At 63.6% G+C, this 25619-nt stretch carries 20 protein-coding genes and 1 pseudogene; 19 read left to right on the top strand and 2 right to left on the bottom strand.

Translation table 11 applies throughout. The features are described from left to right. Positions 1-1585: pseudogene (gene aceE, locus ACQKQA_RS09805) on the bottom strand (pyruvate dehydrogenase (acetyl-transferring), homodimeric type); the annotation flags it as partial. A 381-nt stretch (positions 1586-1966) separates the two neighbouring features. Here aceE and glnE point away from each other — a divergent pair. From glnE to ACQKQA_RS09880, 15 genes are all read left to right on the top strand, one after another. Then, positions 1967-4906 carry a bifunctional [glutamate--ammonia ligase]-adenylyl-L-tyrosine phosphorylase/[glutamate--ammonia-ligase] adenylyltransferase gene (glnE, locus tag ACQKQA_RS09810; RefSeq protein WP_427556121.1) on the top strand — a complete coding sequence of 980 codons (2940 nt, stop codon included), beginning with the start codon at positions 1967-1969 and terminating at the stop codon, positions 4904-4906. A 130-nt stretch (positions 4907-5036) separates the two neighbouring features. Then, positions 5037-6071, top strand: a complete 1035-nt coding sequence (waaF, locus tag ACQKQA_RS09815) for a lipopolysaccharide heptosyltransferase II (protein ID WP_427556123.1) — start codon at positions 5037-5039, stop codon at positions 6069-6071. Then, on the top strand, positions 6072-7133 hold the full coding sequence (gene waaC, locus ACQKQA_RS09820; protein ID WP_427556126.1) for a lipopolysaccharide heptosyltransferase I: 1062 nt from the start codon (positions 6072-6074) through the stop codon (positions 7131-7133). Then, positions 7133-8254, top strand: a complete 1122-nt coding sequence (locus ACQKQA_RS09825; RefSeq protein WP_427556129.1) for a glycosyltransferase family 4 protein — start codon at positions 7133-7135, stop codon at positions 8252-8254. Before waaC ends, ACQKQA_RS09825 begins: the two co-directional genes overlap by 1 nt. Next, positions 8254-9060 (top strand): lipopolysaccharide core heptose(I) kinase RfaP, encoded by an 807-nt coding sequence (gene rfaP, locus ACQKQA_RS09830; RefSeq protein ID WP_427556131.1) that lies wholly within the window; start codon positions 8254-8256, stop codon positions 9058-9060. The genes ACQKQA_RS09825 and rfaP overlap by 1 nt, the downstream gene beginning before the upstream one ends. Continuing rightward, complete coding sequence (locus ACQKQA_RS09835; RefSeq protein WP_427556134.1) at positions 9060-9794, top strand: lipopolysaccharide kinase InaA family protein; 735 nt, start codon at positions 9060-9062, stop codon at positions 9792-9794. The genes rfaP and ACQKQA_RS09835 overlap by 1 nt, the downstream gene beginning before the upstream one ends. Then, complete coding sequence (locus tag ACQKQA_RS09840; protein ID WP_427556135.1) at positions 9791-10543, top strand: lipopolysaccharide kinase InaA family protein; 753 nt, start codon at positions 9791-9793, stop codon at positions 10541-10543. The genes ACQKQA_RS09835 and ACQKQA_RS09840 overlap by 4 nt, the downstream gene beginning before the upstream one ends. Further along, positions 10543-11997 (top strand): lipopolysaccharide kinase InaA family protein, encoded by a 1455-nt coding sequence (locus ACQKQA_RS09845; protein WP_427556138.1) that lies wholly within the window; start codon positions 10543-10545, stop codon positions 11995-11997. The genes ACQKQA_RS09840 and ACQKQA_RS09845 overlap by 1 nt, the downstream gene beginning before the upstream one ends. 199 nt (positions 11998-12196) lie before the next feature. Beyond that, the gene (locus ACQKQA_RS09850; protein WP_044460831.1) at positions 12197-13954 is read left to right on the top strand and encodes a carbamoyltransferase family protein; all 1758 of its coding nucleotides are present in this window, start codon (positions 12197-12199) and stop codon (positions 13952-13954) included. Beyond that, on the top strand, positions 13938-15068 hold the full coding sequence (locus tag ACQKQA_RS09855) for a glycosyltransferase (protein ID WP_427556142.1): 1131 nt from the start codon (positions 13938-13940) through the stop codon (positions 15066-15068). Before ACQKQA_RS09850 ends, ACQKQA_RS09855 begins: the two co-directional genes overlap by 17 nt. Beyond that, the gene (locus tag ACQKQA_RS09860; RefSeq protein ID WP_427556145.1) at positions 15068-15964 is read left to right on the top strand and encodes an antimicrobial resistance protein Mig-14; all 897 of its coding nucleotides are present in this window, start codon (positions 15068-15070) and stop codon (positions 15962-15964) included. The genes ACQKQA_RS09855 and ACQKQA_RS09860 overlap by 1 nt, the downstream gene beginning before the upstream one ends. Continuing rightward, positions 15961-17367, top strand: coding sequence for a PIG-L deacetylase family protein (locus tag ACQKQA_RS09865; protein ID WP_427556148.1), 1407 nt, complete (start codon positions 15961-15963; stop codon positions 17365-17367). The genes ACQKQA_RS09860 and ACQKQA_RS09865 overlap by 4 nt, the downstream gene beginning before the upstream one ends. 84 nt (positions 17368-17451) lie before the next feature. Continuing rightward, positions 17452-18408, top strand: a complete 957-nt coding sequence (locus ACQKQA_RS09870; RefSeq protein ID WP_427556150.1) for a glycosyltransferase family protein — start codon at positions 17452-17454, stop codon at positions 18406-18408. A 54-nt stretch (positions 18409-18462) separates the two neighbouring features. Continuing rightward, entirely contained in the window at positions 18463-19224 is a 762-nt protein-coding gene (locus ACQKQA_RS09875; protein WP_427556153.1) for a glycosyltransferase family 2 protein, read from the top strand. Between the two features lie 48 nt (positions 19225-19272). Next, positions 19273-20376 (top strand): glycosyltransferase family 4 protein, encoded by a 1104-nt coding sequence (locus ACQKQA_RS09880; protein ID WP_427556156.1) that lies wholly within the window; start codon positions 19273-19275, stop codon positions 20374-20376. Here ACQKQA_RS09880 and ACQKQA_RS09885 read toward each other — a convergent pair. Then, positions 20362-20967, bottom strand: coding sequence for a toluene tolerance protein (locus ACQKQA_RS09885; RefSeq protein WP_427556159.1), 606 nt, complete (start codon positions 20965-20967; stop codon positions 20362-20364). The genes ACQKQA_RS09880 and ACQKQA_RS09885 overlap by 15 nt on opposite strands. 107 nt (positions 20968-21074) lie before the next feature. On the opposite strand from ACQKQA_RS09885, the gene ACQKQA_RS09890 reads away from it, so the two are divergent. From ACQKQA_RS09890 to cysC, 4 genes are all read left to right on the top strand, one after another. Further along, positions 21075-22247, top strand: a complete 1173-nt coding sequence (locus tag ACQKQA_RS09890; protein WP_427556162.1) for an O-antigen ligase family protein — start codon at positions 21075-21077, stop codon at positions 22245-22247. Positions 22248-22262: 15 nt separating this feature from the next. After that, positions 22263-24071 carry a lipid A export permease/ATP-binding protein MsbA gene (msbA, locus tag ACQKQA_RS09895; protein ID WP_427556164.1) on the top strand — a complete coding sequence of 603 codons (1809 nt, stop codon included), beginning with the start codon at positions 22263-22265 and terminating at the stop codon, positions 24069-24071. Positions 24072-24261: 190 nt separating this feature from the next. Then, on the top strand, positions 24262-24966 hold the full coding sequence (locus ACQKQA_RS09900) for a sulfotransferase family 2 domain-containing protein (protein WP_427556167.1): 705 nt from the start codon (positions 24262-24264) through the stop codon (positions 24964-24966). Beyond that, entirely contained in the window at positions 24959-25567 is a 609-nt protein-coding gene (cysC, locus tag ACQKQA_RS09905) for an adenylyl-sulfate kinase (protein WP_427556170.1), read from the top strand. The genes ACQKQA_RS09900 and cysC overlap by 8 nt, the downstream gene beginning before the upstream one ends. The last annotated feature ends 52 nt before the right edge of the window (positions 25568-25619 follow it).

The following is a 25619-nucleotide window of genomic DNA, read 5'->3' on the forward strand; positions in this document are numbered from 1 at the left end:
GGTGAGCAAGATGCTCAGCCTGATGAAGACCAACGTGCGCCGCGCCGGGCTGGGGTGGCACGATGCGCGGGCCGATTTCCTTGTCCTTGACCAACTGCGCGAGGATCCGCACGAAGGCCATGGTGGTGGAGATTTCACGATCGCCGGAACCGTCCAGGATCGCCTTGAGGGTATCCAGTGACGGAGTCGGGACGCTGAAGCTCTGGGCGCGGCGCTGAGGTACGAAGCCGCCCAGTGCGGTGCGACGCTCGCTCAGGTAGCGCGCTTCGGCGCTGTTCGGCTCAGGCTTGAAGAACGGCAGGCTTTCCAGCTCGTCGTCCTTGACCGGGATGTCGAAGCGGTCGCGGAACAACTTCAGGCTGTCGACATCGACTTTCTTGGTGTTGTGCGCGGTGTTCTTCGCTTCGCCGGCGCCGGTGCCATAACCCTTGATGGTCTTGGCCAGGATGACGGTCGGTTGTTCCTTGTGGTTGACCGCCTGGTGGTAGGCCGCGTAGACCTTGTACGGGTCGTGGCCGCCACGGTTGAGTTTCCAGATTTCGTCGTCGGACAGGTCTTCGACCATCGCCTTGAGTTCAGGCGTGTTGAAGAAGTGCTCACGCACGAATGCGCCGTCTTTGGCCTTGTAGTTCTGGTACTCGCCGTCGATGACTTCGTCCATGCGGCGTTGCAGGATGCCGTGGGTGTCCTTGGCCAGCAGTGGGTCCCAGAAACGGCCCCAGATGACTTTGGTGACGTTCCACTGTGCACCGCGGAACACGCCTTCGAGTTCCTGGATGATCTTGCCGTTGCCGCGAACCGGGCCGTCGAGGCGCTGCAGGTTGCAGTTGATGACGAAGATCAGGTTGTCCAGCTTCTCGCGGCCGGCCAGGGAGATCGCGCCCAGGGATTCCGGCTCGTCGCACTCGCCGTCGCCCAGGAAGCACCAGACTTTCTGTTTGCCTGGCTGGATGAAGCCACGGGCTTCCAGGTACTTCATGAAGCGCGCCTGGTAGATCGCCTGGATCGGGCCCAGACCCATGGATACGGTCGGGAACTGCCAGAAGTCAGGCATCAGCCATGGGTGCGGATAGGAGGACAGGCCGTTGCCGTCCACTTCCTGGCGGAAGTTGTTCATCTGCTCTTCGGTGATGCGGCCTTCCATGAACGCACGGGCGTAGACGCCTGGCGAGGTGTGACCCTGGAAGTAGATCAGGTCGCCGCCGTGTTCGTCGGTTGGCGCCTGGAAGAAGTAGTTGAAGCCGATGTCATACAGGGTCGCACTGGAGGCGAAGCTGGAGATGTGACCGCCCAGGTCAGAATCTTTCAGGTTCGTGCGCATTACCATGGCCATCGCGTTCCAGCGCACCAGCGAGCGAATGCGGCGTTCCATGAACAGGTCGCCAGGCATGCGTGCTTCGTGGGTGACGGGAATCGTGTTGCGGTATGGCGTGGTGATGGCGTAGGGCAGTTGCGAGCCGCTGCGGGTCGCGAGTTCGCCCATACGGGTCATCAGATAGTGAGCACGGTCTTCGCCTTCTTTGTCGAGAACCGATTCCAGGGCGTCCAGCCATTCCTGGGTTTCGACGGGATCGAGGTCTTGCATGGCTTGCTCCAGGGCGGAAAGGCTTCCAGAATCGGTTGCCTGAGTTTGCGACTGGCCTTGTGGGCAGACGATAAAATTCTTGGATTGCCGGAGGTTGATACGGCGACGTGTAGTTTTACTACAAATCATCGGCCATTTCAGCTTTTCGAATGTATAGACGAGTAGTAAAACTACAGAAGATTGGCTTGTGGCCTCCTGCTGTGTTGTGAGAATAATCGTTACTGTTGGTCGATTTACAACGCCAATGGGTAAGAAATTGATGCTGGCTGCCAAAATAATAAAAACTTCAGCTATTTCTAACTTTTGTTCGACAGTCCTTCAGGGGCTGCGCCCGCAGTATTTGCCCTGGCCACCCCTTTCCACGCCGATCAAGGATAGCCCATGAGCCTGCCCGCGCTTGTCGAAGTCCCAGCGATTCTCCTGCCTTTTGTCAGTCGTGCGGAGCAGTCGTTCCGTAGCGCCGTGGCGGCTCTCGAGGACGATCACGGGCTCGCTGCCTGGACCGCCGAGCGCTGGGCCGAATTTGCCCGGGTGAGTGCCGCCAGCGACTTTTTCATTGAACAGAGCCTGCGTGACCCTTTGATGTTGCTGGCGCTAGTGCGCGGCGGCGAACTCGACCGCGGCTTCGGGCCGGGCGAGCTATGCGCGCAGATCGCCGCGGCCGTGCAGCAGGCCGCCAGCGACGACGAACTGGCCCGAGTGCTGCGCCGCCAGCGCAATCGTCATCAGGTGCGGATCATCTGGCGCGACCTGACGCGCCAGGCGGACCTGATGCAGACCTGTCGCGACCTGTCGGACCTGGCCGACGCCTGCATCGACCAGGCTTACCAATGGTTGTACCAGCGCCACTGCGAGCAGTTCGGCGTCCCCACCGGGCGGCGCAGCGGCGAGCCGCAACCCATGGTCATCCTCGGCATGGGCAAGCTGGGGGCCATCGAACTCAACCTGTCGTCCGACATCGACCTGATCTTCGCCTACCCCGAGGGCGGGGAGACGGTGGGCGTGAAGCGGGCGCTGGATAACCAGGAGTTCTTCATTCGCTTGGGGCAGCGCCTGATCAAGGCCCTGGACCCGATGACCGTCGACGGTTTCGTGTTCCGCGTCGACATGCGCCTGCGGCCCTACGGCTCGGCGGGCGCCCTGGTGCTCAGCTTCAATGCGCTGGAGCAGTACTATCAGGATCAGGGCCGCGACTGGGAACGGTACGCGATGATCAAGGCGCGGGTGGTGGCCGGGGATCAGGTCAGCGGCGCGCAGTTGCTCGACATGCTGCGGCCTTTTGTCTACCGGCGTTACCTGGACTTCTCGGCGATCGAAGCGCTGCGCACCATGAAGCAGCTGATCCAGCAGGAAGTGCGACGCAAGGGCATGGCCGACAATATCAAGCTGGGTTCCGGCGGGATCCGCGAAGTCGAGTTCATCGCCCAGGCTTTCCAGCTGATCCACGGCGGGCGCGACCTGAGCCTGCAGCAGCGTCCTTTATTAAAGGTGCTGACCACCCTGGAAGGGCAGGGTTATCTGCCGCCGGCGGTGATCGCCGAGCTGCGCGAAGGCTACGAATTCCTGCGTTACACCGAGCATGCGATCCAGGCGATCGCCGACCGGCAGACGCAGATGCTGCCCGACAACCCACAGGACCAGGCGCGTATCGCCTTCATGCTCGGTTTCGCCGATTGGGCGGCGTTCCATGAACGGCTGATGTATTGGCGCGGCCGGGTGGAATGGCACTTCCGCCAGGTGATCGCCGACCCGGACGAGGACGAAGGCCACGAGTGCGAAGCGGTGGTCGGCGGCGAATGGCTGCCGCTGTGGGAAGAGGCCCAGGACGAGGAAGCGGCTTGCCGGCAGTTGCAGGAGGCCGGCTTCAATGACGCGCCCAAGGCACTCAGGACGCTGGCCGGCCTGCGTAGCAGCCCGCAGTTGCGTGCCATGCAACGTCTGGGGCGCGAGCGCCTCGATGCCTTTATTCCGCGCCTGCTGGCCCAGACGGTGGAACACGCCAACCCGGACCTGGTGCTCGAGCGTGTGCTGCCGCTGGTGGAGGCGGTGGCGCGACGCTCGGCCTATCTGGTGCTGCTCACCGAGAATCCCGGGGCCTTGCGCCGCCTGTTGACCCTGTGTGCCGCCAGCCCGTGGATCGCCGAACAGATCACCCGTTTTCCGCTGTTGCTCGACGAATTGCTCAACGAGGGCCGGCTGTTCAAGCCGCCGCTGGCGCCGGAGCTGGCCGCCGAGCTGCGCGAGCGCCTGACGCGCATCCCCGAGGACGATCTGGAGCAGCAGATGGAGGCGCTGCGTCACTTCAAGCTGGCGCACCGCTTGCGGGTGGCCGCTTCGGAAATCGCCGGCAGCCTGCCATTGATGAAGGTCAGCGACTACCTGACCTGGCTGGCCGAGGCGATCCTCGAGCAGGTCCTGGCCCTGGCCTGGCGCCAGACCGTGGCGAAATACGGCGCGCCGCAGCGCAACGACGGCACCTTGTGCGATCCGGGTTTCATCATTGTCGGTTATGGGAAAGTCGGCGGCCTGGAGTTCGGGCATGGTTCCGACCTGGACCTGGTGTTCATCCATGACGGCGATCCGCAGGCGGAAACCGATGGCCCGAAACCGATCGACGGTGCGCAGTTCTTCACCCGCCTGGGGCAGCGGATCATTCACCTGCTGACCACCCAGACCAACTCCGGCCAGCTGTATGAAGTGGACATGCGCCTGCGGCCGTCCGGGGCGTCGGGGTTGCTGGTGAGCTCCCTGGGGGCCTTTGCCCGTTACCAGGAGCACGAAGCCTGGACCTGGGAGCACCAGGCGCTGGTGCGCGCACGGGTGCTGGTGGGCAGCCAGGATGTGGGGCAGGCCTTCGAGCAAGTCCGGGCGACGGTGCTGGGGCGTGCCCGCGACCTGCCCAAGCTGCGGCAGGAGGTCAGCGAGATGCGGGCCAAGATGCGTGACAACCTGGGGACCAAGGCGACAGCCGCCGGAACCGCGGCAAATGCCTTCGAGGCCACGGCGCCGTTCGACCTCAAGCAGGACGCCGGAGGTATCGTCGACATCGAATTTATGGTGCAATACGCGGCCCTGGCGTGGTCGCAGGAGCACCCGTCATTGCTGCGCTACACCGACAATATCCGCATTCTGGAAGGTCTGGAGGAAGTCGGGCTGATGCCCGCCACCGACGCCAGTCTGCTGCGCGAGGTCTACAAGGCCTACCGCTCCGCCGCGCACCGCCAGGCCTTGCAGAACGAGGCCGGGGTCATCACCGGCGATCAGTTCGCCAGCGAGCGACGAGAGGTATTGCGGATCTGGCGCGAGCTGGGGCTAAGTTAGGCAATGTTGCCGCAAATGTACCTGGCGAGCCGTGCGCGGTTCGCCCACAAAGAGCAGGCGGTGAATACCGCAGGGCTGGATTCTTGAGGCGGGGAGGCGTAAGCCTCCCCGGTTCGTTTTTGGAAACCACATGAATATTCTGATCGTTGGGCCCAGTTGGGTCGGTGACATGGTGATGGCGCAGACACTCTTCCAGTGCCTGAAACAGCGCCATCCTCAATGCGAGATCGACGTGCTGGCTCCCGAGTGGAGCCGGCCGATCCTGGAGCGCATGCCGCAAGTGCGGCGGGCCTTGAGCTTTCCGCTCGGCCACGGCGTACTGGAACTGGCGACCCGCCGCCGCATCGGCAAGTCCCTGGCCGGTCAGTACGACCAGGCCATCCTGCTGCCCAACTCGCTGAAATCGGCGCTGGTGCCGTTCTTTGCCGGTATCCCGAAACGTACCGGCTGGCGCGGCGAGCTGCGCTACGGCCTGCTCAACGACGTGCGCACGCTCGACAAAGAGCGCTACCCGTTGATGATCGAGCGTTTCATGGCCCTGGCCTACGAGCCGGGCGCCCAACTGCCCGAGGCCTATCCGCGTCCGGACCTGCAGATCGACCCGGTCAGTCGCGAAGCGGCGCTGGCCAAGTTCGGCCTGGTCCTGGATCGCCCGGTGCTGGCGCTGTGCCCCGGGGCTGAGTTCGGCGAGGCCAAGCGTTGGCCATCCGAGCATTACGCCAGGGTCGCCGAGCTGAAGATCCGCGAGGGCTGGCAAGTCTGGCTGTTTGGCTCGAAGAACGATCATGTGGTCGGCGAAGACATTCGCGCCCGTTTGATTCCGGGGCTGCGCGAGGAGTCGGTCAACCTCTGCGGCGGCACCTCCCTGGCCGAGGCCATCGACCTGCTGTCCTGCGCCGATGTGGTGGTGTCCAACGATTCCGGGCTGATGCACGTGGCGGCGGCGCTGAATCGGTCGCTGGTTGCGGTGTACGGCTCGACGTCGCCAGGCTTCACGCCGCCGCTGGCCGACCAGGTCGAAGTGGTGCGCTTAGGTCTCGAGTGCAGCCCGTGCTTCGACCGTACCTGCCGCTTCGGCCATTACAACTGCCTGCGTCAACTGCCGCCCGAGTCGGTGGAGCAGGCCTTGCAGCGGTTGCAGGTCACCGCGGTCGAGGTTCGGTAAGTGCGGGTACTGTTGATCAAGACCTCCTCCCTGGGTGACGTGATCCACGCGCTGCCGGCGCTGACCGATGCGGCGCGGGCGATCCCCGGGATCAAGTTCGACTGGGTGGTGGAAGAGGGTTTCGCCGAGATCCCGACCTGGCACCCGGCCGTCGATAAAGTGATTCCGGTCGCGATCCGGCGCTGGCGCAAGAACATCTGGCAGACCATCAAGAGTGGCGAGTGGCGGCGCTTCAAACAGAGCGTGCGCGCTACCCAATACGACCTGGTGATCGATGCCCAGGGGCTGCTGAAAAGCGCCTGGCTGACGCGTTACGTCAAGGCACCGGTGGCGGGCCTGGACAAGCAGTCGGCGCGCGAGCCCATGGCGGCGAGCTTCTATTCGCGGCGTCTGGCTGTCGCCCGTGGCCAGCACGCAGTGGAGCGTGTGCGCCAGCTGTTTGCCCTGGCGCTGGGTTACGACTTGCCTTCGGGGCTGGGCGATTACGGCCTGAACGTCGAGAAATTGGTGGAGTTACCGCGGCCCAAGCCTTTCGTGGTGTTCCTGCACGGGACCACCTGGGACACCAAGCACTGGCCGGAAGCCTACTGGCGCGAACTGGCCGAGCGCATGGGGCAATTGGGCGTCGAGGTCCGGTTGCCGTGGGGCAACCCGGCGGAGAAGGCCCGGGCCGAACGTATCGCCAAGGGCCTGGCCAATGCCGCGGTGCTGCCGAAGTTGAACCTGGCGGGTGTGGCCAAGGTGCTGGCGCAAGCTCAGGCCTGCGTCGCGGTGGACACCGGGCTCGGCCATCTCGCCGCCGCGCTGGATGTGCCGACCATTTCCCTGTTCGGCCCGACCAACCCGGGCCTGACCGGTGCCTACGGCAAGTCCCAGATCCACCTGGGCAGCGACTTCCCCTGTGCGCCGTGCCTGCAGAAAAAATGCACCTATCAACCGACCGCCGAAGACCAGCGGCGGTTCGACCTGAAACGCGAGTGGCCGTTGTGCTTCACGCGTCTGAATCCCGAGCGTGTCATAAGCCGACTGAGCACGTTGTTATTGGCTGAGGAGCGGCGCTGATGCAATTGGCTTTTGTCCTTTACAAGTACTTCCCGTTCGGCGGCCTGCAGCGGGACTTCATGCGTATCGCCCTGGAGTGCCAGCAGCGCGGGCACCGGATCCGCGTCTACACCCTGATCTGGGAAGGCGAGGTGCCGCCGGGCTTCGAGGTGCTGGTGGCGCCGGTCAAGGCGTTCTTCAACCACCACCGCAACGAGAAACTCAGCGCCTGGATGGAGGCCGACCTGGCCAAGCGTCCGGTGGACCGCCTGATCGGTTTCAACAAGATGCCCGGGCTGGACGTGTACTACGCCGCCGACGGCTGCTTCGAAGACAAGGCGCAGAACCTGCGTCACTCGCTGTACCGCCGCTGGGGCCGCTACCGCCACTTCGCCGAGTATGAGCGGGCGGTGTTCGCCCGGGAGGCGAAGACCCAGGTGCTGATGATTTCCGAGGTCCAGCAGCCGCTGTTCATCAAGCATTACGACACCCCGCTGGAGCGCTTCCATCTGCTGCCGCCAGGCATCGCCCAGGACCGTCGCGCACCGGCCAACGCGGCCGAGATCCGTGCCGATTTCCGTCGCGAGTTCGCCCTGAAGGATGACGAACTGCTGCTGGTGCAGATCGGTTCCGGGTTCAAGACCAAGGGTGTGGACCGCAGCCTCAAGGCCGTGGCCGCGCTGCCGGCGGAACTGCGCAAACGCACCCGGCTGTTTGTAATTGGCCAGGACGACCCCAAAGTATTCCAACTGCAGAGCGCGGCGCTGGGGCTTGGGGAGAACGTGCAGTTCCTCAAGGGACGCAGCGATATCCCGCGTTTCCTGCTGGGCGCCGACCTGCTGATTCACCCGGCATACAACGAAAACACCGGCACCGTGCTGCTGGAGGCGCTGGTGGCGGGGCTGCCGGTGCTGGTCAGCGCGGTCTGCGGTTATGCCCATTACATCGCCGAGGCCGACAGCGGCCTGGTACTGGACGAGCCATTGGAGCAAGGACAGCTCAATCAATACCTGCACACCATGTTGACCGACGACGCTGCACGCGCGACCTGGAGCCGTAACGGCCTGGCGTTCGCCGAGACGGCCGACCTCTATAGCATGCCGCAGCACGCTGCGGATGTGATTCTGGCGGAGCAACACTGATGAAGCTGATCCTTGCCGAACCGTTCAAGACCCTTTGGGCCGGACGCGATGCGTTCGCCGAAGTCGAGCGTCTGGACGGCCAGGTCTACCGTGAGCTGGAAGCACGCCGTACCTTGCGTACGGAGGTGGCCGGCGATGGGTTCTTTGTAAAGATTCACCGTGGTATCGGTTGGGGCGAGATCTTCAAGAACCTGCTCACCGCCAAGCTGCCGGTGCTCGGCGCGGGCCAGGAGTGGCAGGCTATCCAGCGTCTGCAGCAAGCCGGCGTGCCGACCATGACCGCCGTGGCCTATGGCGAGCGCGGCAGCAACCCGGCCAACCAGCATTCGTTCATCGTCACCGAAGAGCTGGCGCCGACCGTCAGCCTCGAAGATTTCAGCATCGACTGGGTCAAGCAGCCGCCACAGCCCCGGCTCAAGCGCGCCCTGATCGCCGAAGTGGCGCGGATGACCGGCACTATGCATCGCGCCGGGGTCAACCACCGTGACTGCTACATCTGCCACTTCCTGCTGCACACCGACAAGCCGGTGACCGCCGATGACTTCAAGCTCTCGGTGATCGACCTGCACCGCGCCCAGACCCGTCCGGCCATCACCCGGCGCTGGCGCGACAAGGACCTGGCGGCGCTGTATTTCTCCGCTCTGGATATCGGCCTGACCCGGCGTGACAAACTGCGCTTCCTCAAAGGCTATTTCCAGCAGCCGCTGCGGCGGATCCTCAGTGAGGAAGCGAAGCTGCTGGCCTGGCTGGAGGGCAAGGCCAACAAGCTGTACGCCCGCAAGCAGCGATACGGAGATGCGCTCTGATGGCGGGTTGGAACCTTGAGCCTGGATATCGGGAGCTGGCACAGGATTTCGGCAGTCTGGATGCGGTCTTTGCCCTCAAGGGCGAGCACCTGACCCGCGACCCGCTGTCGGAGGTCATCCGCGTCGAACGCAACGGCATCAACTATTACGTCAAGCGCTACACCGGCGCTGGCAAGAACCTGCGGCGCTACCTGGGCAAGCCGCGGGTCAAGTCCGAGTGGCAGAACCTCAAGCGTTTCGCCAAGTGGGGCATTCCCACGGCGGAGGTGGTGGCCTGGGGGCTGGAGCGCCGTGGCCTGGCTTATGCCCGTGGGGCGATGATCACTCGTGAGCTGCCCTGCACCGAAGACCTGTCGGTCCTGGCCGAGCGCAACGATCCGCTGCTGGCCGACCGGGCCTGGGTGGGCCGGGTCAGCGAGCAACTGGCGCGCTGTACGCGGATCATGCATGACCACCGCTTCACCCATAACGACCTGAAGTGGCGCAACCTGCTGATCGATGACGAGACCCGGCTGTACCTGATCGATTGCCCCAATGGCGATTTCTGGCGCGGTTTCTGGCTCAAGTACCGGATCACCAAGGACCTGGCGTGCCTGGACAAGGTGGCCAAGTATCATCTGTCGGCCACCCAGCGCCTGCGCTTCTATCTGCAGTACCGCCAGCGCAACCGCTTGAATGCCGCGGACAAGCAGCGCATTCGGCATGTGGTGAGATTTTTCGAGGGACGCGAATGACCGATTTCCTGGCAGCACAGGACCGTGCGCTGCTGGAGCGCCATGGCCTCGACAGCTTCGACGCCTTGTGGGCCAAGCAGCTCGACGCAGTGGACGAGCCCAACACCGATGGCGGTGGCTGGAGCAGCGTGTACCGCCTCGACCTGGAAGGCCACGGCTACTACCTCAAGCGGCAGAGCAATTACCTGACACGCACCCTGCACCGGCCTTTTGGCGAGCCGACCTTCGCCCGCGAATTCCGCAATATCAGCCGCTACCAGCAGCTGGGCATCCCGGCGCTGCAGGCGGCCTTCTTCGGCGAGCGCAAGGTGGCCGGCGAAACCCGGGCGATCCTGCTGACCCGGGCGCTGGACGGCTGGAACGACCTGGATTCGCTGCTGCTGCAGTGGGAGCAGCTCAGCCCCGAGCAGCACGCGGCGATCCTGCGGGCCTGTGGCCAGCTGGCGCGCCATCTGCACGGGGTGCGTCAGGTGCACGGCTGTTTTTATCCCAAGCATATTTTCCTGCGGGCCACCGGCGACGGTTACCAGGCGCAGTTGATCGACCTGGAAAAGACCCGGCCGCTGCTGTTCGGTCAGCGTGACCGGGTCAAGGACCTGGAGCCGTTGCTGCGTCGTGCGCCGATCTGGGAAGAGGGCGACGTGCGGGCCTTGCTCGCGACCTATTTGGACCAGCCGCAGGACAGTTCGCTGGTCGATGCCTGGCTGGGTCGTCTGAGCACACGCCGCAGCCACAAGGAGTCCCGCTGATGCGCTTGTCCGAACTCGAACGGGCCGGCCGCACGCCGAGCCTGCCACTGAGCCTGGAGCTGGCCGACGCGGCTGGCCCGGCCACTCTGCAATTGCTCAGTCTGTTGCGGGTGCTGCCGGGGCAGCGTTATGTTGGCGCCGGTGTCTGGCGCGGGCGCCCGGTGCTGGCCAAGTTGCTGGTGGGCGCCAAGGCGGCGCGGCATTTCCAGCGCGAGCTGCAAGGCGTGCGCCTGCTTGAAGCACAATCCATGACCACGCCGCTGTTGCTGGCCGACGGCCTGAAGGAAGGCGAGGGTGGCTGGTTGCTGTTCGAGTTCCTGGAAGGCGCCGAGAGCCTGGGGGATGCCTGGAAGCAGGTCGAACCGCTGCCGGTGCTGGCCGATGAGCAGCAGGCAGTGCTCGCCGAGGCGCTGGCGGCCATCGCCGAATTGCACAGCAAGGGCTTGTGGCAGGAAGACCTGCACCTGGACAACCTGTTGCGCCACGCAGGCAAGTTGTACTTGATCGATGGTGCCGGGATCTGCGTGGAGGAGGCGGGCAAGCCGCTGTCCCGACAGAAGGTGCTGGAGAATCTCGGGGTGTTTTTCGCCCAGTTGCCCAAGAGCCTGGAGCCTTTCACCGAAGAGTTGCTGGTGCACTACCTGCTGAGCAATGCCGAACACGCCTTGCCGCTGGAAGCCCTGCAGAAGCAGGTGGACAAGGTGCGCAGCTGGCGCCTGAAGGATTTTCTCAACAAGGTCGGTCGCGAGTGCACCCTGTTCAGCGTGCTGCGCGGCCCCTTCGCCTTGCGCGCGATCCGCCGTGAAGAAGAGGCGACGATGCTGCCGGTGCTGGAGCAGGCCGATGCGCTGCTCGACCAGGGGCACCTGTACAAGACCGGTGGCGCCGCCAGCGTCGGCCGGGTCGAGGTGGCGGGCCGCACCCTGGTGGTCAAGCGCTACAACATCAAGGGCTTTGCCCATTGGCTCAAGCGCTTCTGGCGCCCCAGTCGGGCATGGCACTCGTGGCAGGAGGGCAATCGCCTGGCCTTCCTCGGTATCGCCACGCCCAAGCCGCTGGCCTTGCTGGAGAAGCGCTTTCTCTGGTTGCGCAGCCGGGCTTACCTGGTGACCGAATACCTGGCCGGCCCGGACATCATCGAGCGCTTCGCGCCCTATATCGACAGCGGCGCGGCGCCGGAGGTCGAGCTCAAAGCGCTGGACCAGCTGTTCGCCGAACTGATCCGCGAACGCATCAGCCATGGCGATTTCAAGGGGCACAACCTGTTCTGGCAACAGGACCGCTGGGCGCTGATCGACCTGGATTCGATGTGCCAGCACTCTAGCCTCGGCAGCTTCGCCCCGGCCTACGCCCGCGACCGCGCGCGCTTCATGCGCAACTGGCCGCAAGACAGCGCCTTGTATCAGGTGATCGACCAGCGCCTGCCCAAAACCGCCGAGCCTGCCACGGACTGACACCTGTAGCCGCTGCCGCAGGCTGCGATCGAGCGCGAAGCGCTCGCTACCTGCGGCATCGGCGACAAATCCCGGGGGATCATCCCGCGGCAGGTTTACGCTATAATCCCGCCCTTTAGCTGTTTCTCGCCCCTGGCGGGGAGCACATTAATTCCAGGCGCCTGGCGCCTGCATGCAGACTTATAGAGGCTAGACCCCTGTGGCATTGACGATTCTTGGCCTGTCCGGCGCCCTTAGCCATGATCCTTCCGCAGCGCTGTATATCGACGGCAAGCTGGTGGCGGCTGCCGAAGAAGAGCGTTTCGTACGCGATAAACATGCAAAGAACCGCATGCCCTACGAATCGGCGAAGTTCTGTCTGGAACAGGCCGGCATCAAGCCTTCCGACGTTGACGTGGTAGCGATTCCGTTCGCCCCGATCAGCCTGTTCGGCAAAGCCCGCTGGCACTACGCCAAGCGTTACTGGTACGCCCCGGACCGCGCCTTCGACGCGATCCTGATGGGCAACCGCCGCTACAAGCGCTATCGCAAGAAGATCGTCTGGTGCCTGGAGCAACTGGGCTTCGACCCGAAGAAGATCAAGATCGAGCCGGTCGAGCACCACCTGGCCCACGCCTCCAGCGCCTACCACTGCTCCGGCTTCAAGGAGAAAACCGCGATCCTGGGGATCGACGGCAAGGGCGAATACGCCACGACCTTCTTCGGCTACGGCGAAAACGGCAAGATCCACAAGATCAAGGAATTCTACGACCCGGACTCCCTGGGCGGCCTGTACGGCGCGATCACCGAGTTCCTCGGCTTCGAAATGCTCGACGGCGAGTTCAAGGTCATGGGCATGGCGCCGTACGGCGACGCCAGCAAATACGATTTCTCCCGCCTGGCCAGCTTTGAGAACGGCGAACTGGTGATCAACACCGACTACGCCAACGTCATCGGCCTGCGTCGTTACAAAGAGAAGGGCAAGGGTTTCTACTTCTCGCCGAAGCTGATCGAGTGGCTGGGTCCGAAGCGCGAAGGCGACATCGCCGACGAGCCGTACATTCACTACGCGGCCAGCATGCAGGCGCTGTTCGAGAAGCTGGCGCTGCAGATGATCGACCACTACCTGGGCGACATCCTCAAGGAAACCGGCAAGCTGGCCTTCGCCGGCGGCTGTGCGCTGAACGTCAAGCTGAACCAGAAGATCATCGCCCGTCCGGAGGTCAAAGAGCTGTTCGTGCAGCCGGCGTCCGGCGACGCCGGGACCGCGGTCGGTGCCGCGGCCTATGTTTCCCACGCTCGTGGCGTGCCGGTGGAGAAGATGGAACACGTCTATCTCGGCCCGTCCTACAGCAACGAAGACGTGATCGCCGCCTGTGCCCGGCACCCGAACAAGCCGGCCTGGCGCCAGATCGACAACACGCCCGAGCGCATCGCCAAGATCATGGTCGACGGCAACCCGGTGGCCTGGTTCCAGGGCCGCATGGAGTTCGGTCCGCGGGCCCTGGGCGGCCGCTCGATCATCGGTTGCCCGAGCGCTACCGGCGTGGCCGACCGCATCAACGAGCAGATCAAGTTCCGCGAGCGCTGGAGGCCTTTCTGCCCGTCGATGCTCGACACCGTCGGCCCGCAGATGATCAAGGTCGATCACCCGGCGCCGTTCATGACCTTCACCTTCGAAGTGGCGGAAGAGTGGAAGACCCGCGTACCGGAAGTGGTCCATGAGGACGGTACGTCCCGGGCCCAGGTGCTCAAGCGCGAATACAACCCGCGCTACTACGACATGATGAAGGCCCTGGAAGTCCTGACCGGTAACGGCGTGTCCCTGAACACTTCGCTCAACCGTCGTGGCGAGCCGATGATCTGCTCGCCGACCGACGCCCTGAACATGTTCTTCGGCTCCGACCTGCAGTACCTGATCATGGAAGACATCCTGGTAGTCAAAGACGGCGTGGACCCTTATGACACGCTCGGCTGAGCGCCGCGTCCTGCAGTTCTGCCACGGCTATGACGGGCCGTTCCTGGACTGTGCCCGGCAATACGCCAGCCTGTTCGCCGGCAGCGGCTATCGTGTGACCACGGTGTTCCTCACCGGGGCCGCCGATGCCGAGGTGGCGCAGGCCTGTGCCAGCGACGAAGTGCTGTTCATGGAATACAGCTCCAAGGCCATTCGTGGCCTGAAGCTGGGGGCGATCCGCGACTTGCGCAAGATCGCCGCGTCGCGCAACTTCAGCTTCTGCATCGCCCACCGGTTCAAGCCGATCTACATCGCCCTGCTGGGCACCTCGCTGCCGGTGATCGGCGTGCACCATGCTTTTGGCGATTACCAGCGCGGCAGTCGGCGGCTGTTCGCCAACCTGTTCCGCAAGCGCCTGAGCCTGCTCGGCGTGTCCGATGCGGTGCGCGACGACATGCGCGGTTGCCTGGCGCAATGGCCGGCGGCGCGGATCCAGACGCTGTACAACCGCATCGACGTCGAAGCCTTGCAGGCCACCCAGCTGCCAAAGGCCGAAGCGCGCCAGGAACTGGGGCTTTCGGCTTCCGCCTGGATCGTTGGCAATGTCGGGCGTCTGCACCCGGACAAGGACCAGGCCACCCTGCTGCGCGGCTTTGCCGCCGCGTTGCCGGGGCTGCCTCGGGAGAGCCAGCTGGCGATCCTGGGCAGCGGGCGCCTGGAGCAGAAGCTCAAGGATCTCTCCCGCGAGCTGGGCATTGCCGACCGCGTGCTGTTCCTGGGCCAGGTGGCGCAGGCCCGGCGTTATTTCAGCGCCTTCGATGCCTTTGCCCTGAGTTCCGACCACGAGCCGTTCGGCATGGTGCTGCTGGAGGCCATGGCTGCCGGCGTGCCGCTGTTGGCGACCGCTTGTGGCGGGGCCAAGGAAGTGGTCGAGGGGGTCGGTATCCTGTTCCCGCTGGGCGATGCCGAGCATATGGCCCAGGGCCTGCAACACCTGGCCGGAATGGATGAGAACCAGCGCCGGCTGTGCGCCGAGCTGATGTTCGAACGCCTGCGCGAACGTTTCTCCGACCGTGCTGTACGCGACGCCTTCTGGCGTCTGCCGCAAGTCACCGACCTGACCGCGAGGCCCTGATGCTCAATCGATTCCAAGGCTGGCGCGAGCGTGGCTGGTCGGTCGTCGACGCCTCGACTTATGCTGCTGCCTGGCAGCGTTTTGGCGGCAGTGTCGCCACCCATCCTCTGGTGGTGGAGCGGCTGGCGGACCTGGCGGGGATCCCGGTGCGTTACCTGGCCTGGGAACAGGCCGGCGAGCTGCAGGCGGCGATCCCGACCTGGGGGCGCGATCTGGCCCTGTCCAAGGACGTGCTCAAGCGCCGGGGCAAGAAAGGCCTGTTCGACCTGGGCAATGCCGAGCTGATCCTGCCGGCCGCGCCTGAAGCCCGTGCCCCCCTGCGTCATCGCGGGCGTTATCTGTCGGCCTTGAGCGAGGGGCGTTTCAGCACCCTCAAGCCCCAGGCCGAACAATTGGCCATGGCCCGTACGCCTGAAGAACTGTCGAAGAAGTTCCGCTACAACCAGCGCCGTGAACTGCGTCTGCTGGAAGAGGCGGGCGGCGTGGTGCGCCCGGTCAGCGAGTTCTCCAGCCAGGAGCTGGCGACCATCTACTGCGATCTGTTCCAGCGCCGCTGGGGCTTCGCGGCCACGGGTGCCGAGCGCATGGCCGAGGTCCTCGAACGGTTGCGCGAGCTGCTGATCGGCTCGGTGATTTTCCTCAACGATGCACCCATTGCCATTCAGCTGGTCTACCGGGTCGAAGCGCCAGAGTGGATCAGCGTCGAATACATCAACGGTGGTGTCGATCCCGAGACCCGCGAGTTCAGCCCCGGCAGCGTGTTGAGTTTCCTCAATACGCAAAGTGCCTGGGAACAGGCGCGGGCCATCGACAAGCCGTTGCGTTTCTCCTTCGGTCGCGCCGATCGCGAATACAAGGATCGCTGGTGCAACCCCGTTCCGGTGTTCACGGTATGAATCAGCCGCCGAGCCGCAAGCAACAGCTGCTCAAGCGTCATCGCCGGCGCAAGCGCCTTGGCTTGCTGATCGGCCTGCTGGTGCTGGTGGCCGTCGGCGTGCTGGTGGCCTGGTGGCTGCCGCTGCTGCTCGCGGTGCTGGCCTGGGTAGCCCACGAAGCCTGGTTTGCCGACCACCTGTTTTACTCGCCCCGCGACGATTATCAGTACAGCTTCCCGTTCGGCACCGAGCAGCCCAAGGTCCGCCTGGACCAGCAGCGCCTGGTGCTGGATCAGGCGATCGACCTGGCGGGAGACGAAACCCTGATCCTGGCCGTCCAGGTCAAAGGCTCCTGGCTGGGGCGCTTTTTCGACCCGTCGATCGCTTTGGCGGGGCAGGATCGGCAGACGTTCGAGCGTGGTGTGAACGGTCTGCGTTATCTCAACCTCAGCGGGCTGGCCCGGCCTCTGGCGAGCGGCGAGCTGCAATTGCGCGGGCGTTTCTGCCGGGTGCAGGGCGAGCCGCTGTTGTCGGTGTTCCGCGAGCCGGACTATCGCCGCCAGCGGGTGATGGTGATCGCCCCCCACGCCGACGATGCCGAACTGGCTGCTTTCGGCCTGTACAGCCAAGCCGACGAGGCCTGGATCGTCACCCTGACCGCGGGCGAGATCGAGGCCGAGCATTACCGGCAGATGGGCATGAGCCCCGCGGAGGCTGCGCGGATCAAGGGTCGCCTGCGGGCCTGGGACAGCATTGCGGTACCACGTTGGGCCGGGGTCGCCGAAGCGCGTTGTGTGCAACTGGGGTATTTCTGCCTGCAACTGCCGGCCATGCAGGCTGCACCGAACCGGTCCGTGGCATCCCGTGAGGCCGAGTTGTCGGATATCCGTCTGTTCCGCCAGTTCAATCCGTTCCCCTTGCCGGCGGATGCCGATGGCGCGCCGACCTGGAACAATCTGCTGGCCGACCTGCGGGCGTTGTTGCTCGAGGCGCGTCCCGAGGTGATCGTATTGCCGCACCCGACGCTCGACCCGCACCCTGACCATATCTGCGCCAGCCAGGCGGTGATGGAGGCCTTGCAGGGGCTGGAGTGGCAGCCGACCACCTTGCTCGGTTATGCCAACCACCTGCACGACAACGACCGCTGGCCGATGGGCGATTCGGGGGCGGGCATCGCCCTGCCGCCGGTGTTCGACGCGGCCCAGGTTCTCAGGCCCTGCAGCCTGCCGTTGTCGCTCGAGCAGCAGCGCGACAAGGCGATGGCCCTGGGCATGATGCACGACCTGCAGCCGCGTGCGCCGTTCAAGCGCCGCCTGCGCCGGGGCCTGCAGCGAGTGTTGGCCGGCCGCGCCGGTTCGCCCTATGGCGAGAACGAGTTTTTCCGCAAGGCGGTACGCCGGCACGAGTTGTTCTGGCGTTTGTAAATTGATAGTGCCTGACACCCTTTCGCCTGTCGGCCAGGGTCGTTTCGGTCTTTTGACGGGTTGCTCACGGCTGCAAGGAAGATGATGAAGGTTCTATTTCTGGTGCAGAAAGAACAGCGGGCCATTCTGGACCGCCTGTACGAAGGCGTTGCCGCCCATTGCGAATGCGATCTGCGGTGGTTGAGCAGCGACGAGCAGCGCAACCTGCGCGGCTATTTCCGCCGTGAGGTGGATGTGTCGCGTTATGACCGCATCGTGTTCTTTCTGCGCTTCAAGCAGGAAATCCGCCAGGCGAGCTTCATCCGCAGCATTCCCAACCTGGTGATCCTCGAGCACGACGCCTACCAGAACTACATCCCCTGCAAGTACACCGGCAAGTTCAGCGCGCATTACCGCCGCCTGCCGTGGGCGCGGGTGATCAGTTCTGGGTTCATGGTCAGCGAGCGCCTGCGCCAGGAAGGTTTCGACGCGGTCTTCGTGCCCAAGGGCTACGACCAGACCCTGCTGCAGGATCAGGGGGGCGAGCGGGATATCGAGCTGGCCTTCGTCGGCAGCACCAACAGCGTGGCGTACAGCGGTCGCAAGGCGTTGCTCGATGAGCTGGGCCGGGTCGAACCGCTGGTGGTAACGCGGACCAAGTCGGGCGAGGAGTATTGCGCCACGCTCAACCGCATCCGCTTCTTCGTCAGTGCCGACGTCGGTATGGGCGAGTACATGATCAAGAACTTCGAAGCCATGGCCTGCGGTTGCGTATTGCTGGCATTCGACCAGGGCGAGGCGGAAAATCGCGCGCTGGGCTTGCAGGACATGCATAACGTGGTCTTTTATCGTGATATCCCACAATTGCAGGAGAAGCTCGCCCTGTTGCGCGCCGATCCGGCATTGGCGCAGAACATTGCGCGCAATGGGCGCGACCTGGCGGTTTCCCAGTTCAGTTTCGCCCGTATCGGCCAGCGTATTGTCGAAGAGCTTCAGCCAGTGTTGCGACCTCGCGCACCACTGAGTTTTATCGAGCGCCTGCGTTCAAGGCTGGGTGTTTGACAGCGGTTGTCCAGCCATTGATAGTTGGCGCACTTTTGCATGGATGAGAATCAAGTGCAGTTTAGTCAAGAGAGTGACATCACCCTGGTGGTCACCAGTTGCGGTCGTCTGGACCTGCTCAAGCTCACGCTGGAGAGTTTCGATCGCTTCAACACGGCGCCGATCCGTGAAGTCTTCATTACCGAGGACTCCGGCGACGAGCGGGTGCGTACGGCAGTGCCCGCCCACTGGAAAGATCACTGCACCTTCTTCGTCAATCGGCCGAAGCTCGGGCAACTGGCATCGATCGATCTTGCCTACGGGCAGGTCAAGACTCCTTATATCTTCCATTGCGAAGACGACTGGGAGTTCTACCGTCCGGGTTTTGTCGAGGATTCGAAGACGATCCTCGAGCAGCGCCCGGATATCCTGCAGGTCTGGTTGCGCAGTTATGCCCATGACTTGCGCATCCACAGCCCGTATATCCATTTGGGCGCGCGCGAACTGATCGGTGACGTGCCCTGCTATCCGCTGATCTCCGACAAGCCCGAATGGCAGAGTTTTTCCCTGAACCCGGGGCTGCGCCGGCTGGAGCAATATCGGCTATGCGCGCCCTATGCCGGGCATGGCGGCGAGAAAGCCCTGTCCAAGCGCTATGCTGAATTGAATCTGTCGGCCGTCAGCCTCGAAGGCGACGCCGTGCTGCACACCGGTTTCGGCCTGCATGTGGAGACGTCCCCGGAGCGGCAGCGCAAGGCCCGTCGCAGCCGTCGTGAGCAAATCAAGCTTGTTCTGGTCCTGTTGCTTGGAGTCGGTATTGGCTGGTTTATCAATTAGTTGTACCGGTTTCGCTGTCCTGGGTATTGCGAAAGGGCTGTGGGCCCAATGAGCATCCTCAACGTCATGTGGGCGGGAGGCAGCGCATTTGCCTCCGTTCACAAGGTGCACCAGCAGATACTTTCCCAGTCCGAGCCCGGCACTGTGGTCAGGACCTGGCTGTTGCAAGGTCCATCCACCGGATGTGTCACGGAAGTGGGGGAGTGCCGGGAGTGGAACCTGTCATCGGCGCGACTGAAGGGCAAGCATGCCTGGCGCCTGCTCAAGCCCTGGCTGCGAGCCCGCTTGCGCAAGGCGTTGCAGGAAACTGATACCCAAGTGCTATTGCTCGATGGCCTGGGTGTGGCCCGCGTCCTGCTACCGGCTCTCAAGTCACTGCCGCACATGCGGGCGGTGGTGGTGATCCACGGCTCCACGCGTTTGCATCGCAAGGATCGACAGCTGTTCCGGCAGTTCCCCGCCTCGCAACTGACCCTTGCAGCCGTGTCGCAGACCCTGGCCTCATGCCTTGAATACGATTTGCAGGTACCGGTGACGGCCTTGCGCAGCGCGTTCGATCCGCACGCATTCAGCGCCAGGCTGCTGCCGCGTGCCGAGGCCCGGGCGGCCCTTGGCCTGCCGGCGAACGACGCACCGGTATTCGGCGCGGTTGGCCGTCTGGTGGACGACAAGGGATTTGCCTGCCTGCTGGAGGCTTTCGCCAAGGCTTTGGTGAGCCGACCGGAGATGCGCCTGGTGATTGTTGGCGAAGGTCAGAATCGCGCGGCGCTCGAAGCGCGCATCAATCTGCTGGGCCTGGGGGGCAAGGTTCTGTTGCCCGGGCATCTGAAGCACGCCGCGACGCTGTACAAGGCGTTCGACTGGGTGGCCATACCGTCCCTGGACGAGGGGCTGGGGTTGATCCTGCAAGAAGCGGTGATGTCCGGCGTGCCGGTGTTGACCAGCGACTTGCCGGTGTTCCGCGAGCAGTTGGCCGATACCGGGCGTTATGCACCGGTCAATGACATCGATGCCTGGCAAGAGGCCATTCTTCAGGCCATCGACCTGCCTACCGGGAGCATTGCGGCGGAGCAATACGCTGCGCTGGCCCCCGACCTGGCCTGGCAGCGTTTCAGCCAGGCTGCCGCCGGCCTGCTGTCATGCCGAAAGTAGGGCCTGCTCCAGCGCTTGCATCGGAAAGCTGCCGTTCAGCTTCTCGCGGGCAATATAGCGGGCGAAGTGCTGCAGGTTGCGTTTGACCAGATGGCGCGGTAATGGCCCACGGAAAAAGCGCATGTCAGCCACGTCGATCAGGCCGAAGCGGTTGTCCGGGGTAATGACGATATTGCCCAGGTGCAGCGAGCGGAAGTAGATCCCGGAACCGTGCAGGCTTCGAATCAGCGCGATCAGCGCTGGCAGGGCCTGTGGCCATTCGAAGCCTTCCTTGCCGGCTACCTGGCGCAGGGTTTCGCCCGGCAGCGGTTGATAGAGCACCGCGGTCATGCCGGGTTGTTCCAGGCGGTAGAACTTCAAGACCTGCAGCGTTGGAACGCCGAGTTGTTCCAGGCGCGCGGCGTTGTCGATAAAACGTTTCGAATAAGGCCGAAACAGTGCGGACGAAAAAAGACGCTTGCGTCGGAACAGTTTCAGAATATTCCCGTCCTGCAACAGGTAGACTTTCGGGCCGTAGCTGTCGGCCTCGAGAATTCTGGCGCCTTCAATCATCTGATTCAAAGTGGCTTGGGGAAGCCGGGAGCATTGCATCGTAGGAGGCCTTGTCGAAGTGGCGGGTACAGTGGCGGGCAATGATGCCGAAAAGTTGTTGTTTTAACCATGCCGGGTTGGCTGGTGAATCATTTAGGAGCGAGTAGATGCAAGCCACACGCTGGGCGCAAGTATGGATGACAATCGGGTTGCTATGGTTTTTGCTGGCCATCGCACTGGCGCCCACCAACAAGCTCTATCAGCAGGGACTGGTTGCCTTCCTGTGGTTGCCAGCGATGGTTCTGGCCTGGTCCGCGCGTGAGCGCCTGGTGGAATGGTGGCGCGCTCAGCGCTGGCTTGGCCTGGCCTTGCTTGGATTGGCCGCATGGGGGCTGATCAGCCTGCTATGGGGCCATGCGGAGGACCCGTCACGGGAAGCCAAGCGCCTGCTGTACATTGCGGTGTTCCTGCTGTTTTTCCCGATTTTCGCCAATGCCCGGCCCGAGCGGGTGATCCGCGTCATGCAGTGGGGCGGGTTGGGGCTGGCGGTGACAGCGCTGCTGGCCATCATCCAGTTCTACGGGATCAAGGGCAATGTCTGGTGGGCGCGCGTCGAGGGGCTGGGTGAGCTGGCTCATCCAATCCTGGGTGGATATGTCATTGGTCTGGCTGCCATCTGGCTGCTCCACTGGGCGCCGCGTACTCGCGCTCTCCAGGCGGCATGGCTGGTGGCACTGGCGTTGCTTGGAGGATTCGTCCTGCTGTCCCAGAGTCGCGGTGCGGCGTTGGCCCTGTTCCTGACAGTGCTGGCGATGCCGATCTGGTGTCGCGACCGGCGCAGCCGGATCTTTGCCGCGGGGGCGTTGCTGGTGGCGATGCTGGCGTTCTGGTTTCTCGAGCCCCTGGTCCTTGCGCGCGGCGTTTCCTATCGCCCGCAGATCCTGGTGGCCAGCCTGCAGATGATCGCCGAGCATCCATGGACAGGTCTTGGCCTGGGTTCGAGCTATAACGTATTTGCCGAAGGGCAGATGTTCGATCACGCCCATAACCTGTTCACTCACATTACCATCGAACTGGGGATTCCCGGACTGCTGCTGTGGGGCGCGGTCTGGTTGTTGGTCTTGCGCGAAGCCTGGCGCGCCCGGGAAACGCTCTATGGCCAGGGCGTCATGGGCATCTGGATGTTTTCCTTCCTGGCCATGCAGTTCGATGCCGCCAGCCTGACCGGGACTCCTCGCGCCGAATGGTTCATCAGCTGGCTGCCGGTCGGCCTGGCGACTGTTTTGGTCTGGGCGCGGGGCAGTCACACAGGCTGTGATAAAATCCCGCGTTCTTCCTAACCAGTGAGCTCTACGATGAGTGAAGCACCGCCCAAAGCGGAACAGGATTCCAGCCTGAAAATCTATTTTCGGCTGTTGGGGTATGTAAAACCCTATATAGGCATTTTCCTGCTGAGTATCGTGGGCTTCGTGATATTTGCTTCCACCCAGCCGATGCTGGCGGGCATTCTCAAATATTTCGTCGACGGCTTGAGCAACCCCGAAGCGGTGCTCTTCCCCAACGTGCCTTATCTGCGCGATTTGCAGCTATTGATGGCAGTGCCGCTGCTGATCATCCTGATCGCGGCCTGGCAGGGGCTGGGCTCCTTCCTGGGCAACTACTATCTGGCGAAGGTGTCCCTGGGGCTGGTACATGACCTGCGGGTCGAGCTGTTCAACAAACTGCTGGTCCTGCCCAACCGCTATTTCGATACCCACAACTCCGGGCATCTGATTTCCCGCATTACCTTCAACGTCACCATGGTCACCGGTGCCGCCACCGACGCCATCAAGGTGGTGATCCGCGAAGGCCTGACCGTGGTGTTCCTGTTCGTCTACCTGCTGTGGATGAACTGGAAGTTGACCCTGGTGATGCTGGCGATCCTGCCGTTGATCGCGCTGATGGTCGGCAACACCAGCAAGAAATTCCGCAAGCAGAGCAAGAAGATCCAGGTGGCGATGGGCGATGTGACTCACGTTGCCTCCGAGACTATCCAGGGTTATCGCGTGGTGCGCAGCTTCGGTGGCGAAAGCTACGAGCAGCAGCGTTTTGTCGACGCCAGCCAGAGCAACACCGACAAGCAGCTGCGCATGACCAAGACCGGTGCGGTCTATACGCCGATGCTGCAACTGGTGATCTACTCCGCCATGGCGGTGCTGATGTTCCTGGTGCTGTTCCTGCGGGGCGATGCCACCGCGGGCGATCTGGTGGCCTACATCACCGCTGCCGGCTTGCTGCCCAAGCCGATTCGCCAGCTCTCGGAAGTCAGTTCGACCATCCAGAAGGGCGTGGCGGGTGCGGAAAGCATTTTCGAACAGTTGGATGTCGAGCCCGAAATCGATCGGGGCCAGGTCGAGCGTGAGCGTATCGACGGTCGCCTCGACGTGCGTAACCTGAGCTTCACCTATCCGGGCACGGATCGCGAAGTGCTGAAGGACATCAGCTTCACCGCGGCTCCCGGGCAGATGATCGCGTTGGTCGGTCGCTCCGGCAGCGGCAAGTCGACCCTGGCCAGCCTGATTCCACGCTTCTATCACCATGAAACGGGGCAGATTCTCCTCGATGACGTGGAGATCGAGGATTACCGTCTGCGCAACCTGCGCCGGCACGTGGCCCAGGTGACCCAGCATGTGACGCTGTTCAACGACAGCGTGGCGAATAACATCGCCTACGGCGACCTGGCCGGTGCGCCGCGGGAGGATATCGAGAAGGCAGCGGCGGATGCCTATGCCATGGACTTCATCTCGCAACTGCCCGAAGGCCTGGATACCCAGGTTGGCGAGAACGGCGTGCTGCTCTCCGGCGGCCAGCGCCAGCGCCTGGCGATTGCCCGGGCCTTGTTGAAGAATGCTCCGCTGCTGATTCTCGACGAAGCCACCTCGGCCCTGGATACCGAGTCCGAGCGGCATATCCAGGCGGCCCTGGACAAGGTCATGAAGGGCCGTACCACCCTGGTGATCGCGCACCGCCTGTCGACCATCGAGAAGGCCGATCTGATCCTGGTCATGGATCAGGGGCGGATCGTCGAGCGCGGTACCCATGTCGATCTGCTGGCGCAGAATGGCTACTACGCACGCCTGCATGCCATGGGCCTGGACGAGCCCGCCTCCGAAGGCATCGCCTGAGTCCTGCGTCAGGGTGGGCCCGGCTCACCCTGACGCGGTCCTGCTGGCGCGCAATGCGCCGGACAGCCTTTGTATCCCGCCCCTTACAGTCTTGACCAAACCTAAATAATCCAGCGCTTCGGGCTTGTTATGGTTCCAGCCTCAATCGTCGACTGAGTCGCGGGGGCAACCCCGGCGGGCGGGTGCTGGAATGCTGCAACGTTATCTGTGGAAGTTGTTGCCCAAGTCGCAACGGGCATTTCTGCTCGGGCGCCTGTCGGTGGTGGACCGGCAGGCGGTGAACAAGTCGATGTCCGCCAATGTCCGTTTCCCCGCACCGTTCCGGCAGCACGGTTGCGTGTTCATTCATGTGCCCAAGTGCGCGGGCAGCAGCCTGTGTTCGGCATTGTTCGACGGCTGGACGCCGGGGCACCTGCCGCTGTACTGGTACGAGCAGCAGTTTCCCCGGCAATTCGTCCGCAGTTTCAAGTTCGCCGTGGTCCGCGATCCCCTGGAGCGGGCCTATTCGGCCTATGCCTTCCTGCGTGGCAATGAACTCAGTCGTCGCGACCAGGCCGCCCAGCGGTTGGTCAGCCACTACCGTGATTTCGACGATTTTGTCAGTCGCTGGTTGCACCCGGACAACATCCACAAGCAGCTGCATTTCGCCCCGCAGACCGACTTCCTGGTGGACTCCATGGGCCGCATGAGCATGGACTTCATCGGTTATCAGGAGCATTTGCAGCGGGACTATCAGTTGCTCAGCGAACACCTGGGCGTGAGCCGAGCCTTGCCACGCCTCAATGAGTCGCGACAACGGCATGAGTCACCCGCCCGGGACTTCTGCTCGGTGCGCACCCGGCGGCTGGTGCGGCGGGTGTACCAGCGTGACTACGAGATGCTCGGCTATGAATGAATCCCTGTCGTTGCCAGGGCGGCCGGACATCCGTCCCTGCAGCTTGTCCCTGACCGCGGTCGAGCGAGCGGCGCTCAAGCATCAGCGTCCGTGTTGTATCTGGCTGACCGGTTTGTCCGGCGCCGGCAAATCGACTTTGGCCAATCTGCTGGAGCTGCGCCTGAACGGGCAGGGCCTGCATACCTTCGTGCTTGACGGCGATAACGTGCGCGCTGGGCTGTGCCGTGACCTGGGCATGGGTGCTGAGGCACGCAAGGAGAACATGCGGCGCCTGGCCGAGGTGGCGAGGTTGATGGTGGAAGCGGGGCTGATCGTGATCGTGTCGGCGATCGCCCCGTTTCGCGCGGAGCGTGCCGCCGCCCGGGCTCTGTTCGCGGAGGGTGAATTTCTTGAGGTGTACGTCAGTACATCGCTCGCCGTCTGCGCCCAGCGTGACCCCAAGGGCCTGTATCAGGCCGCGCGCGAAGGGCGTATCCGCGACTTCACCGGGCTCGACAGCCCTTATGAAGCCCCGCTGAATCCCGACTGCGAGATCGACACCGAAACCCTCGGGCTGGCCTGCGCGACGGACCGGCTCATGGCGCTTTTGCTCAATAAGTGAACAGTCTGCGGCGATCGCGAATACTCGTGCAGCGGTAGAACTAGGCAGCGTT

Origin of the sequence: Pseudomonas sp. NPDC089530 (assembly GCF_050280705.1) — a bacterium.
Classification (GTDB): Bacteria; Pseudomonadota; Gammaproteobacteria; order Pseudomonadales; family Pseudomonadaceae; genus Aquipseudomonas.